Origin of the sequence: Burkholderia sp. 22PA0099 (genome assembly GCF_047497165.1) — a bacterium.
GTDB lineage: Bacteria > Pseudomonadota > Gammaproteobacteria > Burkholderiales > Burkholderiaceae > Burkholderia.
Map to the genome: position 1 here is coordinate 1420844 of NZ_CP163164.1, position 13460 is coordinate 1434303.

Annotated in this window: 15 protein-coding genes; 6 read left to right on the top strand and 9 right to left on the bottom strand. The window is 66.0% G+C overall.

The window, feature by feature from the left end; translation table 11 throughout:
* The first annotated feature begins 197 nt into the window (after positions 1 to 197).
* The 5 genes from AB4851_RS06200 to ltaE all read left to right on the top strand — a co-directional run bounded on the left by AB4851_RS06200 (position 198) and on the right by ltaE (position 3937).
* Positions 198 to 416 (top strand): hypothetical protein, encoded by a 219-nt coding sequence (locus tag AB4851_RS06200; protein ID WP_414440400.1) that lies wholly within the window; start codon positions 198 to 200, stop codon positions 414 to 416.
* 111 nt (positions 417 to 527) lie between these two features.
* Entirely contained in the window at positions 528 to 896 is a 369-nt protein-coding gene (locus tag AB4851_RS06205) for a hypothetical protein (protein WP_414448883.1), read from the top strand.
* A 10-nt stretch (positions 897 to 906) separates the two neighbouring features.
* Positions 907 to 1464, top strand: a complete 558-nt coding sequence (locus AB4851_RS06210) for a hypothetical protein (RefSeq protein WP_414440398.1) — start codon at positions 907 to 909, stop codon at positions 1462 to 1464.
* Between the two features lie 815 nt (positions 1465 to 2279).
* The gene (locus AB4851_RS06215; protein WP_414448884.1) at positions 2280 to 2768 is read left to right on the top strand and encodes a MarR family winged helix-turn-helix transcriptional regulator; all 489 of its coding nucleotides are present in this window, start codon (positions 2280 to 2282) and stop codon (positions 2766 to 2768) included.
* A 152-nt stretch (positions 2769 to 2920) separates the two neighbouring features.
* Entirely contained in the window at positions 2921 to 3937 is a 1017-nt protein-coding gene (gene ltaE / locus AB4851_RS06220) for a low-specificity L-threonine aldolase (protein WP_414448885.1), read from the top strand.
* A gap of 85 nt (positions 3938 to 4022) precedes the next feature.
* Here the strand turns inward: ltaE and AB4851_RS06225 are convergent, their stop codons facing one another.
* The 6 genes from AB4851_RS06225 to AB4851_RS06250 form a co-directional block, all read right to left on the bottom strand.
* Positions 4023 to 4856, bottom strand: a complete 834-nt coding sequence (locus AB4851_RS06225) for a heme ABC transporter ATP-binding protein (RefSeq protein WP_414448886.1) — start codon at positions 4854 to 4856, stop codon at positions 4023 to 4025.
* Between the two features lie 22 nt (positions 4857 to 4878).
* Complete coding sequence (locus AB4851_RS06230; protein WP_414448887.1) at positions 4879 to 5979, bottom strand: FecCD family ABC transporter permease; 1101 nt, start codon at positions 5977 to 5979, stop codon at positions 4879 to 4881.
* Entirely contained in the window at positions 5979 to 6173 is a 195-nt protein-coding gene (locus AB4851_RS06235; protein WP_414448888.1) for a hypothetical protein, read from the bottom strand. Before AB4851_RS06235 ends, AB4851_RS06230 begins: the two co-directional genes overlap by 1 nt.
* A gap of 307 nt (positions 6174 to 6480) precedes the next feature.
* The gene (locus AB4851_RS06240) at positions 6481 to 6882 is read right to left on the bottom strand and encodes a DUF6232 family protein (RefSeq protein ID WP_414448889.1); all 402 of its coding nucleotides are present in this window, start codon (positions 6880 to 6882) and stop codon (positions 6481 to 6483) included.
* A 125-nt stretch (positions 6883 to 7007) separates the two neighbouring features.
* Positions 7008 to 7268, bottom strand: a complete 261-nt coding sequence (locus tag AB4851_RS06245; protein ID WP_414440391.1) for a DUF2866 domain-containing protein — start codon at positions 7266 to 7268, stop codon at positions 7008 to 7010.
* A 202-nt stretch (positions 7269 to 7470) separates the two neighbouring features.
* Entirely contained in the window at positions 7471 to 8613 is a 1143-nt protein-coding gene (locus AB4851_RS06250) for a porin (protein ID WP_414448890.1), read from the bottom strand.
* A 380-nt stretch (positions 8614 to 8993) separates the two neighbouring features.
* Between AB4851_RS06250 and AB4851_RS06255 the strand changes: the two genes are divergently transcribed.
* Entirely contained in the window at positions 8994 to 9755 is a 762-nt protein-coding gene (locus AB4851_RS06255) for a MetQ/NlpA family ABC transporter substrate-binding protein (protein ID WP_414449143.1), read from the top strand.
* 99 nt (positions 9756 to 9854) lie between these two features.
* Here AB4851_RS06255 and AB4851_RS06260 read toward each other — a convergent pair whose 3' ends face one another.
* From AB4851_RS06260 to AB4851_RS06270, 3 genes are all read right to left on the bottom strand, one after another.
* Positions 9855 to 10970 carry a succinylglutamate desuccinylase/aspartoacylase family protein gene (locus AB4851_RS06260; RefSeq protein WP_414448891.1) on the bottom strand — a complete coding sequence of 372 codons (1116 nt, stop codon included), beginning with the start codon at positions 10968 to 10970 and terminating at the stop codon, positions 9855 to 9857.
* A gap of 224 nt (positions 10971 to 11194) precedes the next feature.
* Positions 11195 to 11977 carry an ABC transporter substrate-binding protein gene (locus AB4851_RS06265; RefSeq protein WP_414440388.1) on the bottom strand — a complete coding sequence of 261 codons (783 nt, stop codon included), beginning with the start codon at positions 11975 to 11977 and terminating at the stop codon, positions 11195 to 11197.
* A 286-nt stretch (positions 11978 to 12263) separates the two neighbouring features.
* Entirely contained in the window at positions 12264 to 13163 is a 900-nt protein-coding gene (locus AB4851_RS06270; protein ID WP_414442028.1) for a LysR family transcriptional regulator, read from the bottom strand.
* Positions 13164 to 13460 lie beyond the last annotated feature (297 nt).

Below are 13460 nucleotides of genomic sequence, written 5' to 3' on the forward strand. Positions count from 1 at the left end.
TGATCGCGCCTGGGCTGTGAAATGTGCCAACTAGTCGCACTTTGATCGCGCCAAATTCTTGTTATTGATCAACATTTAGATAAAGCATTGATAAGCATCAAATTTTTGAAATCGCAGGCGGCGTGATCGAGATGCGGTAGTGCGTCGCACCTGCGGCAATCGACCGCTGAGAAGCGCGTGGCGTCCGCTTCGCGTTCATGGCTGCGCATGTCGACGATGGTCGGCACGGGAAACCGGAATGGCGCGGCATCGAACTGGCCATGGCGTTTCGATTGGCCGACGCGCCTTTTGCAATTGCCCTTCACGTCCGGCGCGCGCTTTTCCTTCGCCGGCTGTCCGAATATTTCTTCGCGTTACCGGGTAATCGAGGCCGGACCGCGCGACACGGTTTTGCCATCGGCCGGTCACGAATGTAACGACCGGCAAGAACCCTGCGCACACTCGTAATTGAAGCGGTGGTGCGCACGAGTAGCGTCTCGGACATCGACAACCGCGGGCGGTACGGCCCGCGTTTTCCGGAGCGTGAAGTGAGCAAATTGAAAATCGTGCTCGGCGTCGCGGCGCTTGCCGCCGTGACCGCCACGAGTGCCGCGCATGCGGCGCGGGTGGGGGTGTATATCGGCGGCCCGGGCTGGGGGCCGGGGCCTTACTGGTATCCACCGCCCGTCTATTACGCGCCGCCGCTGGTGGCGGTGCCGATGGACCCGGGGCCGCCGCCCGAATACGTCGAGCAGGGCCAGCCGGCCGGCCCGGTGCAGCCCGAGCAGGATGCCGGCGCGCCGCCGCTGCAACCCGGCTATTGGTACTACTGCACCGCGTCGAAGCATTACTACCCGTATGCCAAGACCTGCGCGTCCGGCTGGCGTGAAGTGCCGGCCCGCCCGCCGCAACCCTGACGAGGCCCCCATGACATTCGAGATTCGAACTTGCGGGCGCTGGGCGCTCGTGGCGGCAGGCGCGGGCCTGTTGAGCGCCTGCGCGGTGGTGCCCCCCGGGCCGAGCGTGATGGCGCTGCCCGGCACGGGCAAGACCTTCAACCAGTTCCAGGTGGACGACGGCAACTGCCGCCAGTACGCGATGAACCAGGTGGGCGGCGTGTCGGCCAATCAGGCCGCCACCGCCAGCGCGGTGGGCAGCGCGGCGATCGGCACCGCGCTCGGCGCCGCCGCCGGGGCGGCATTCAATGGCGGGGCCGGTGCGGCGGTTGGCGCGGGCGTCGGGCTGCTGGCCGGCAGCGCGGTGGGCGCGGGTGCGGCGCAAGGCTCGGCCTACGACGTGCAGCGCCGCTACGACTACGCCTACATGCAGTGCATGTACGCGGCCGGCGACCGCGTGCCGGTGCCGGGCCGGGTGCGCGGCGCCCCGCCGCCCGATGGTTACGGCAATGGCGGTTACGGCGGCGCGTACGGCGCCAATCGCGGCTACACGCCGCCGCCGCCGCCCGACATGCCGCCACCGGACTGACCCGGACTGACCGCCCGGGCGCAACCCATCCAGAACGGCGCAATGCACCTGAAACGGGCATTGCGCCGTTTTTGTTCGAGCCGATAGTTATGAAATTAAGCAGCGACTACGGACCGGTTTCGACCCTTCCGGATGTGCGCAATCGTTTCACGTAATTCTTTTCTCATTACGGAATTTTGTGCAGTGCGAGGCAGGAGAATAAATTTCAAGCAATGCAAGCGATATACAGTATCAAGTCGGCATTGCTTCGCGAGAACATTTTGTATGGATCATGTCTTTTTTCAAATTCCCGGCGCAACTCGAAAATAAATGTATGTGCAACTAGTCGCCACTCGCTCGAGCGGCATCTGCGCCCGCGGACAGACATCGGGAAATTTTTCCGACAAGCGAAAAATTGCTCACCAAAACTAGGTATTTGCTCAGCCCCCTTCTTGTTGTCTGAACACAGACCTTGATCATGCTCAAATTGTGAACGAATAGTGCGCTATAACGCGCCACGCGGGCGTCGATATTGAGGGTATCCGCGCGCAGGCACATCACGTGCGGCGACTTGAGTTCGTACCGCGTCGAAGTCACTCCCGGCGTCCGGCTTCATTCCGGAAATCAGAATTTCACGCTGTGGGTGGCGAGCGATAGATATGAAGAATCCCGACGGCCTGACTTATTTCGCTCGCCATTTTTTGGATACGGGGGGAAATCGACTTTCAGGTTCCTTCGCAATTGCGCTGCACGTTATTCGCAATCAGGTATGGGAAAATCTTGAACGATCGATTACTATTTTTTAATTGAAATTTTTCCGAGAGATCCTTCGCTAAATGGAAGATTCATCAATACATCCATTGAAGCTGGCTGGCCTGACCACGCGGCTGTTTACGCGTGTCGTCGACAGGCCCCTGCGCGACCTCGGTTTCGCGCTGAGCCAGGTTCCCGTTCTCGGCCTGCTGAAAGCAGCAGGCGCGCTGTCGCAAGCCGAGCTTGCGCGTCGCATGCAGGTCGAGCAGCCCAGCATGGCGCAACTGCTGAACCGGATGGAGCGCGACGGCCTCGTCTGCCGCGTGCCTGATCCGGAAGACAAGCGCAGCCGCCTCATTTCCCTGACCGACGATGCTGCCCGGAAGCTGCCGGACGGCCGTGCGGTGCTCGAAGAGGCCGGCCGCGTCGGGCTCGACGGCTTGAGCGACGAGGAATGCCGTCAGCTCGCCAGCCTGTTGGGCCGCGTCAACGCCAACCTCGAACGCGCCACGCACGGCGATGGCCTGCCGCGCGAGCTGAACCTGTGTTGCGAGGTCGAAGGCGCGATCTGATGCGGGTTCGAAGGGGCGGTTCCGCCCCTTTCTCTCGCTTCGCTGCTCGTTGACCGGGACGAACCCCGCCAACCGGGCAGCGAAGTGCGTACACTCGGATTCTTCCTATCCATTGCGCCGGGCTCGCCGGCGCCATTCCGAGGACGCCCCTGATGATCGATTTACGCAGCGATACCGTGACGCGCCCGAGCCAGCCGATGCTGGCCGCCATGACTGCCGCCGAAGTGGGCGACGATGTCTGGGGTGACGATCCGACGGTCGCGCGGCTGCAGGCCGTCACGGCCGAGCGCGCCGGCAAGGCAGCCGGCCTGTTCTTCCCGAGCGGGACGCAGAGCAACCTGGCGGCGTTGATGGCCCATTGCGGGCGCGGCGACGAATACCTGGTCGGTCAGCAGGCGCACACCTACAAATACGAAGGCGGCGGCGCGGCCGTGCTCGGCAGCATCCAGCCGCAGCCGCTCGACAACGCGCCCGACGGCTCGCTGCCGCTCGAGCGGATCGCCGCCGCGATCAAGCCCATCGATCACCACTTCGCGCGCACGCGCCTGCTCGCGCTCGAAAACACGATCGGCGGCAAGGTGCTGCCGGCCGGCTATGTTGACGAAGCGACGGCGCTCGCGCGCAGCCGTGGGCTGGCGACGCATCTCGACGGCGCGCGCGTGTGCAACGCGGCGGTGGCGAGCGGCGCGCCGCTCGAAGCGCTGTGCGCGCCGTTCGACAGCGTGTCGATCTGCTTCTCGAAGGGCCTGGGCGCGCCGGTCGGCTCGGTGCTGGTCGGCAGCCGCGAGCTGATCGACACGGCGAGCCGCTGGCGCAAGGTGCTCGGCGGCGGGATGCGCCAGTCGGGCGTGCTCGCGGCCGCGTGCCTCTACGCGCTCGATCATCACGTCGAGCGCCTCGCCGACGATCACGCCAACGCCGAGCGGCTGGCCGCGGGTCTCGCGCAGATCGGCGAGGTCAAGGTGCTGTCGCAGGCTACCAATATGGTGTTCGCGCAGTTCCCCGAAGCCGATTGCGTGGCGCTCGAAGCCTGGCTGAAGGCGCGCGGGATTCTGACGCAGATGCTGTACGCGTCGCGCTTCGTCACGCATCGCGACGTGTCGGGCGAGGACATCGATACGTTCGTGGCGGCGGTGGGCGCGTTCTTCGCGCAGGCGCGCCGCGCTTGAGCGTGCACCGTCGTCGTATGTAGTGGCGAGTTGGCTGCACGGCGGCCGCCGGACGCGCGGCCGCTTTTTCTTTCCGCCGCGCCGTTCAGGCCGGCACCATCACCGGCGGCGCGTCGTCGCCGGCATCGAGCATTTTCACCGCGAAGCCGTAGCAGCGCTCGATCGCTTCGGGCCGCATCAGTTCGGCCGGCGGGCCTTCGGCAAACACGTCGCCGTCGGCGAGCAACGCGATGCGGTCGGCATGACGCGCGGCCAGGTTCGGGTCGTGAACGATCGTCAGCACGCCGAGCCGCCAGTCGCGCGCCAGTTGGCGCACCGTGGCCAGCAGATGATGCTGGTGCGCGAGGTCGAGCGCGGCGGTCGGCTCGTCGAGCAGCAGATAGCGCGGGGCGTCGGCGGGATGGCGCGTGTCGTCGTCGGGCCAAAGCTGCGCGAGCACGCGCGCGAACTGCACGCGCGCCAGCTCGCCGCCCGACAGCGTCGTCACGTCGCGGCCGGTCAGCGTGCCCGCATCGGCCAGGGTGAGCGCTTGCCTCGCGATCGCATGATCGCGCGTGCCGAGCGCGCCCGTTTGCTTCGCGTGCGGGTAACGGCCGAGCAGCACCAGTTCCTCTGCCAGAAACGGAAACGCGGGCTGCGCCGCTTGCGGCAGCACGGCGCGTAGCCGTGCGAGCTGCACCGCGCCGAGCCGATCGAGCGGTGTGCCATTGAGCGTGACGTGGCCGTCGATGCGAACCTGTCGGCCGAGGCCGCTGCCGCTTGTGTGGAAATCGCCCGCCAGCGCTTTCAGCAGCGTGCTTTTGCCCGCACCGTTGCGACCCAGCAGCGCGGTGACCGAGCCGGGTGCGATGCGCAGCGAGAGCCCGCGCAGAATGTCGCGGCGGCCGCGGGCGAGGGAAAGTCGTTCGGCGATCAGCATGAGGGAAGGCGAGGGCGCGGCATCAGCCGCCGAGCGCGCCGCGACTGTTGCGCAGCAACGCGAGAAAGAACGGCGCGCCGATCAGCGCGGTCAGGATGCCGAGCGGGATCTCGACCGGCGCCACCACGGTGCGCGCGGCCAGGTCGGCGGCCACTACCAGCAAGGCGCCGAGCAGGGCCGCGCCCGGCATCACGACGCGCTGGTCCGGGCCGCACACGAGCCGCACGCAATGCGGCGCGACCAGGCCGATGAAACCGATCACGCCCGTGCACGACACCAGCGCGCCAATGCCGAGCGCCGTGGCGATCAGCACGCCGCGCTTGACGCGCTGCACCGGCACGCCGAGATGCAGCGCTTCCGCCTCGCCGAGCTGCAGCGCGTTCAGCGCATCGCGTTCGCGCATCAGCCAGGCCGTGCCCGCGAGCGCGAACGGGGCGACCACGGCGATCGTCGACCATTGCGCACCGCCCACGCTGCCGAGGCTCCAGAACGTCAGCGAGCGCAGTTGCGCGTCGCTGGCCACATAGGTCAGCAGGCCGATCGCCGCGCCCGCCAGCGCGTTGATCGCGATGCCGGCGAGCAGCAGCAACGGCAGCGCGAGGCGGCCCTGCGTGGCGGCGAGCCGGTAGACCAGTGCGGCCACCGCGAGCGCCCCGGCGAACGCGGCGACCGGCAGCCACGCGGCCGGAACGGTTGCGGACGCAAGCATCGGGCCGAGCACGATCAGCGCGGCCGCGCCGAGCGCCGCGCCGCTCGACACGCCCACCAGCCCCGGATCGGCCAGCGGGTTGCGGAACAGCGCCTGCATTGCCGCGCCCGACGCGCCGAAGCCGATGCCGACCAGCGCCGCGAGCACCACGCGCGGCGCGCGAATCTCCAGCAGGACGGCGCGCGCCTGTTGCGACGCGGCGTCCGGCGCGAACAGCGCGGCGGCGAACTGGGCGGGTGTTAACTGGTATGCGCCGATGCAGCAGGCGGCCAGCATCGCGAGCAGCAGCGCGGCGAACGCGCCGGCCAGCACGAGCCGCGCGGTGGTACGGCGGCGCGCGATCGCGTCGGAGGCGCCCGCTTCGGCGCGCGGGCCGGTGCCGGCGCTCGTCAAGGTGGTCGAGCCGGGCGGCATCAGGCGGCCGGCTTGGCGGCGGGGAGATGGGCGGGCGAGGCGGCATCGTCGCGATGCGCGGCGGTGGCCGAGGTCGCGGCTGAATCGGCGCTGCCGTCCTGCGGGTCGCGATGGGGATCGGCGCTGGGCTGAAGATCGAATGCGCCGGCGGGCGCGGTGCGGCGCAGCCGGCGGAATAGCGGATGGCGAGGCATGAGGGGGATCTCCGGTCGAGGCGTCGAGCGTGGCTGGCTCGGTGGCGGACCCACCTGGCTTGCGTGTCGCCGGTGTCGGAACCGGCGAAAGACAGTCATGAAAGCCGAAATATTAAATGAGAATGATTATCAGTACAACATCAACGACAAATCCTTATCGCAACTAACGGTCAAACCCGACAAATCGCTTCGAACGAACTCCCGGCAAACCGCCGCGTAAACGGCATGTGGCCCGGAACACCGGGCCACATCATCAAGCTATCCAGCGACATTCAAGCCAGTCGCCAGAACGCGAAAAGGTGAGTGCCTACTTCGCAGCGACCGCCGCGGCCGCGACCTGCGCCGCTTTCGCCTGCTGCACGACCTGCGCGACGCGCTCGATGAACGCGCGCTCGACGCTGACCACGGCCTCGCGCTTGCCCTCGGCCGTATCGACGATCAACCGGTAGGTGACGTCCTGGGAGATCCAGGCCAGGTAGCCGACCACGGCCAGCATCACGCCGATCACCAGCCCGGCGCTCGATCCATACAGCGCCCCGGCAATCACGCCAGCCACGCCGATCAGCGAAATGCCGATCGGCACGATGCGATCCTTGTTGACGGTCACGACGCTGACGTCGCGGATGTCGCGCAGCGCAAAGACCAGCCCCGCACTCGACAGCCCGTTGCGCGTGACGGTGACACCGCGTTCGTTGAATGGGTTTTCCATAGTGTGAAATACCGAGCGGAAAACGGGGAGCGTAGCAGAATTCCCGTCGCGCTTGCCCGAATTCGGGGCGCGACGGGATGACGACGATCAGAGAACCTGACCGACGAGAACGAGCCGAACGGCGTTCAGATCAGCGAGGCGCCATCTTCGAACAGGCGCCCCGGAATGTGCGAAGCGACCGCCTCGGCGATCTGCACATCGGTACTTTCGGCGGGGACGATGCGGCGGCGAGCCGGCGCGTCGAGGTGCATGGTCCATTCGACGAGCCGGTACGGCCGGCCCCATGGGCGCTGCATGGTTACCGAAACACGGCAGCTCTGAACCGGAAACGCGTGTTCGCGCGTCAGTATCGTGGGCAGATTGCTGAAAACAATATCTTCGATCATCGTTTCCTCCGGTCCTGTCTTCCCCGTTGGCGACGGTCGCCGGGCACGCGGGCAAAAAAAAGCCGCCGATGCTCAGGCGGCCAACAGGGGGGTGAGAGGATCCTCTCAATCCAGAATTAAATGAAACTTAAAAGCGGCCAAAAAAAACGTCCCGCCGGAGCGGGACGTTTCTGCCGTAGTACTTCGCGGGTAAAGCGAATGCTTAGAACTTGTGGCGGATACCGACGCGAGCAGCGATCTGGTTCTTCGAACCCGTGCCCGACGTACCGAAGTAGCTCGTCGACGAACCGATCTGCGCTTGCACGCCACGGCCCGAAGCTTGTTGGTACACGGCCAGTGCGTAGACGTCCGTACGCTTCGACAGTGCGTAGTCGACCGTACCGTTCACTTGGTTCCAGTGGTACGAAGCGTTGCCTTGCGACGCGCTGGTGTACGTGTAGCCCACTGCGCCCGACAGAGCCGGCGTCAGAGCGTACTTTGCGCCAGCTTCGTAGGCGTTGTACTTCGTGCCGTTCGAGTTGATCGCGCTGAATTGCGTGTTCGTCCACAGCAGCCATGCCGTTGCCGGGCCCCAGACGTAACGGCCACCCACGCCGAACGTACGCAGATCCTTGACCGTGCCCGTCGAGATGTTGGCGATGGCGGTCGAGAATGCCGGGGTCGACAGTGCCGGGAAGCGGATGTCCGTGTAAGCCGCGCCGACCGAGAACGGGCCGTTCGCGTAGTTCGCGCCGAAGCTGTATGCGCGCGACGAACCCGTCGTCGTGCCGACCGTCGGCGAGCCTGCGAAGGCGCCAGCCTGGTTCGAGAAGCCGTACAACGCGCCGAACGTCAGGCCGTAGTAGTTGGCGCTCTGGAACTTGACCGAGTTGTTGATGCGGCTCGAGGTCAGTTGGTCGATGTCGTTGACGTGGTAAGCGTAGTTACCGACGACCGTGTTGCCACCCGTCGAGTAGTTCGAACCGAGGATGTCGGTCGAGAAGGAGTACTGACGGCCGAACGTGACCGTGCCCATGTCGTTCTTCGACAGGCCGACGTAGGCTTGACGGCCGAACATCGCGCCGCCTTGGCCCAGCGTGCCGTTGCCGCTGTTGAAGCCGTTTTCGAGCACGAAGATTGCCTTCAGGCCGCTGCCCAGGTCTTCCGTGCCGCGGATGCCCCAACGGCTGCCTTGTGCAACGCCGTCGTCATACTTGAAATTCTTGGCCGAGCCGCCGGTAACCGAGCTGTGGTTAACGTAGCTGATACCTGCATCGATCACGCCGTAGAGCGTGACGCTGCTTTGAGCGTGAGCAGCGGTGGCCGTGGCTGCCAGGACGGCGGTGGTCAACAGTTTCTTGTTCAAGACAATCTCCGAGCGAAATTAGGTGTGTGCGGTTCCGGGGCTCTTGAAGGCGTTTGGAAGGAACGGACCGGACTTTACATGCGGGCGGCGCAAGGAATGTGACAGCGATTGTCATAATTCACTTTTGTAGCGCCCGCACCACAGCAGACGAATGGCTCGTTGCACCTGCAACCGATATGACGAATTGGCTTTTGCTTTTCGCGGTTCGTCATCGATGCAGATGACGAACGCTTGGTTGGAGGCCGGCCCCCCAAATGCGACGATGCGCTGCTAATTCAGCGTAATTCAATGCAAATCAACACGAAAAAGGGGATGCCATGCCGCGTTTGACCAACGGATTCGCGCAGTTCGCGAGGCTTGCCACGATCGGCGGCACGCTGATGTTCGCGGCCGCATCGGTGGCCTGGGCCGACGGCGCGCCGCTGAAAATCGGCACCATGAGCGGGCCGGATGCGCAGATCTGGAACGAGGTGGCGAAGGTGGCCGGCCACGACGGCCTGCAGATCAAGGTGATCGAATTCAACGATTACGTGCAGCCGAACGCGGCGCTCGATTCGGGCGATCTCGATGCCAACGGCTTCCAGCATCAGCCGTTTCTCGACAGCCAGATCAAGCAGCGCGGCTACAAGATCGTCAGTGTCGGGCTGACCTACACCGCGCCGATGGGCTTCTATTCGAAGAAGCTCAAATCGCTGAAGGACCTGCCCGACGGCGCCAAGGTGGGCATCCAGAACGATCCGTCGAACGGCAATCGCGCGCTGCTGCTGTTGCAGAAGTACGGCGTCATCAAGCTCAAGCCGGGCGCGGGCGTCAACGGCGTGAACGCCACGCCGCTCGACGTGGTGGCGAATCCGAAGCACATCAAGCTGGTGGAACTCGATTCGGCGCAACTGCCGCGCGCGCTGCCCGATCTCGACGCGGCGTCGATCAACACCGATTACGCCGTCAAGGCCGGGCTGACGCCCACCAAGGATGCGATCGCGATCGAGGATCTGAAGGGGCCGTACGCGAACCTGATCGCCGTGCGCGCTCAGGATCGCGACAAGCCGTGGGTGAAGAAGCTGGTGGCGGCCTACGAGTCGGACGACGTGCGCAAGTTCATCGACGCGAAGTTTGCCGGCGCGATCGTGCCGGCGTTCTGAACGGCATTCGCCGCGAGGCGGCAAGATGCAAAAACGGCCGGAAGGCGCCACGCGCGCCTTCCGGCCGTTTTCATTGACGCGAACTCGAACCGCGCGGCCTCAGGCCGACAGCAGCGATCCGGTGCGGAACGGCGTGGTGCCGGCCACGCGGGCCACTTCCATGCCGGCTGTGGCGAAGCGCACCACCTGGCGCGCATACAGCACGCCGCGCACGCTGGCCTTCAGCGTGACGACGCGCTCGGTCAGCGGATCGACGATGTCGGCGATCTCCTGGCCCGGCTCCACCACGATGCCCACTGGCGTGCGGAACACCAGCACGCCCGACACCGGCGCGACCAGCGGTTCGACGCCGGCCAGCGGCGTTGCCGGATGCGCCAGCGGCGGCAGCGGCGCGGGCGTGCCGTCGATGGTGCCGCGCTGCGTCAGGTAATCGACGATGGCCTGCGCGTCGCGCTCGGCCAGTTCCCACGACACCTCGCGCTCGCTGCGCAGCTCGACCGTCACCGAAATCGCCCCGTTCGGGATCGGGAAGCGGTTGCCGAAGCGTTCGCGCAGTTCCGACCAGCAGAAGCTGTGCACCTCGTCGAACGGGTTGCCGACCGAATTCAGCGCGAGCAGCGAGGCCTGCGAGCCGAGGTAGCGCGCGAGCGGCTCGACGTCGGGCCACAGATCCGGGTTGGTATACAGGTGCATGACGGCGTCGTTGTCGCAGTGCAGGTCGAGCACCACGTCGGCGTCGTAGGACAGCCGCTGCAGCGCCAGCCGCTGCGATTCCAGCTCGGTGCGCGGTTTCTGCTCGGCCAGCGCCTCGCCTGTGGCGGCGCGCACGGCGGCCAGGTTCCGCGCCGCGTCGGCCGTCAGCCGGCCCTCGATGCGCGGCATCACGAGCGCCGCGAGATCGTGGAAATTGCGGTTGAAGTTCTGCATCGTGTTCAGTTCGAAGCGGCCGAGATGGTCGCCGAACACGTGCTGGGACAGGCCGATCGGGTTCGGCACCGGCACCACGACGATCTCGTCGCGCAGCTTGCCGGCCGCCTCCAGCGCGGCGAAATGGCGCCGCAGCACCGTGGCGACCAGCATGCCGGGCAGCTCGTCGGCGTGCAGCGACGACTGGATGTAGACCTTCTTCCCGCTGCGCGGACCGTAATGGAAGCTGGTGATGTGGCGCTCGGTGCCGAGCGTGGGGGAAATCAGCGGATGGGTCAGCGTTTGCATGATCGGGGGCGGGCGGCCGGGAGCCGCCGCGCGGGTTGGTCCGGAGCGAGGAAACGACGATTGTACGTGGCGCGCGAAAAAAGCCCGGGGAGGCCCCGAAATCGGCGGGGGATCGACGAAGAATCGGCGCGGCGCGATTGCCCGGCGAGGCACCACGCCAAACCGCCCGCCACAAAGCACGACAGGCCCCGCAGGGCCTGTCGGATGCCGCATGGCGGCGGGGATTACTTGCCGTAGACGTCGAAGTCGAAGTACTTCTTCGCCAGCTTGTCGTACGTGCCGTCCTTGCGCATCGCGACGATCGCGCCGTCGATCTTCGTCTTCAGGTCGGTATCTTCCTTGCGCAGGCCGATGCCGGCGCCTTCGCCGAGCGTCTTCGGATCGTCGATGTCCTTGCCGGCGAACACGAAGCCCTTGCCGCGCGGCGTCTTCAGGAAGCCGATTTCAGCTTGCACGGCATCTTGCAGCGTCGCATCGAGGCGGCCCGAGATCAGATCGGCGTAGACCTGGTCCTGGTTCTGGTAAGGAACGATCGTCACGCCCTTCGGCGCCCAGTACGTCTTGGCGTACGTTTCCTGAATCGTGCCCTGCTCGACGCCCACCGACTTGCCCTTCAGCGAATCGGCCGTCGGCAGCAGCGTGCTGCCCTGCTTGGCGACCAGGCGCGTCGGCGTGTTGAACAGCTTGGCCGAGAAGGCGATCTGTTCGGCGCGTTGCGGCGTCATCGACATCGACGACAGCACGCCGTCGAACTTGCGGGCCTTCAGGGCCGGGATCATGCCGTCGAAATCGTTTTCGACCCACACGCACTTGGCGGCGATGCGGCGGCAGATTTCGTTGCCCAGATCGATGTCGAAGCCCACCAACTTGCCGTCGGCGCCCTTCGATTCGAACGGCGCGTAGCTGGCGTCGACGCCGAAGCGGACCGTCGACCAGTCTTTTGCGTAGGCGCTGCCGGCCGAAACGGCAAGCAGCGAGATGGTCAGGGCCGCCAGAACTTTTTTCACTATGACTCCTCGTTATACGTGGGTTTGCGCGCGGTCGTGCCGCGTTTGCGCTCCGCCCGGCATGGCTGCCGCCGGGCTGACTGGATAAAACGCCCGGCCGATGTGGACGAGCGTTCGGTAAACATTATCAAGACAAAAAACGTCGCGGGTTGTTAGTAAAAGCCCGAATAGCGGGGGGCCTCCGCCATGGTCCGATCTTTATTGAGATTTCCGCAATAACGTAAGGAAGCTTTCTGTGGTTGCTGCGAAAAATGATGGCAATCGGCGCGCGCCGATGCCCGGGCGCTCAACCGAGCGTGTCGGCCGCCGCCTGCTTCAGGCAGGCGATGAACTGCGTGACGGCCGGCGTCGGCAGCAGGTCGCGGCGCGACAGGATCGACAACTCGTAGGCCGGCAGCGTTTCCTCGAGCACGGCGGTGCGGATGCCGAGCGGCGCGACCATGTCGGCGAGCGGCTTGGTGAAGCAGCCGATCACGTCCGAGCGCGACACCAGCCCGAGCGTGACCGAGAACGACGACGGCGCGCGCAGCAGGCTGCGCGGCAACGGCAGCCCGTGGGTGGTGAACATCGACATCATCACGCTGTGCGGGAAATCCTCGGCATCGACCGTGACGATCCATTCCGCGTCGAGCAGGTCGGCCAGGCTGCGCGCCTTCGCGAGCGGATGCCCGGCGCGCATCACCACCACGAACTCGGTGGACAGCAGCGGCGTCTGCACGAACTCGCGATCGAGCGCGGGCAGGTGATGGATCGCGGCGATGTCGAGCGTGCCGTTGCCGAGTTGCGTCAGCGCGTTCGGCACCGTCACCTCGGTCAGATGCAGATGCACGTTCGGCATCGTCGCGCGGAACTTCTGCACGGCGCGCGGCAGCGCGGTCAGCGCGATCGACGGCATGGTGCCCACCGCCACGCGGCCCGACAGTTCGCCCTTCACCTGCTCGACCGCTTCCACCGCGCGCCGCATGTCGCCGAGCAGTTGCTCGGCGCGCGGCAGCAGCGCCTGGCCGCAGGCGGTCAGCTCCACGCCGCGCACGCTGCGCACCAGCAGTTCCGCGTTGAGCGCCTGCTCGATCTCGCGGATCGTGTGCGTGATCGCCGGCTGCGTGACGCCGAGTTCGCGCGCGGCGGCGCGCAGGCTGCGGTGGTGCGCGGCGGCGACGAAGGCTTGCAGTTGCGCAAGGTTCATGGGGTTGCGGATACGGGTCATCGAAGGTCCGGAAGAAGCGACAGCGGAAGCAAAAAAGCTTATGCGCAAGAAAACGTGTATTGCGCCACAATCGCAACGGTATCAAATCCTGGCCGGGCCGCCGCCGGGCATTGCGCCGGCTCCGCATTCGGTTGCGGTCGCATCGATGCGAGGGTGGTTGGCGCAATGGCGTGCCGGAGTTGATGCGCTGCGCAAAAACCGTGTCGTCGCGGGACATCGTTTCGACACGGAGCCTCGCTAGGCTGGCTCGCACCCGGTGCGGGCCGCGAGCGAACG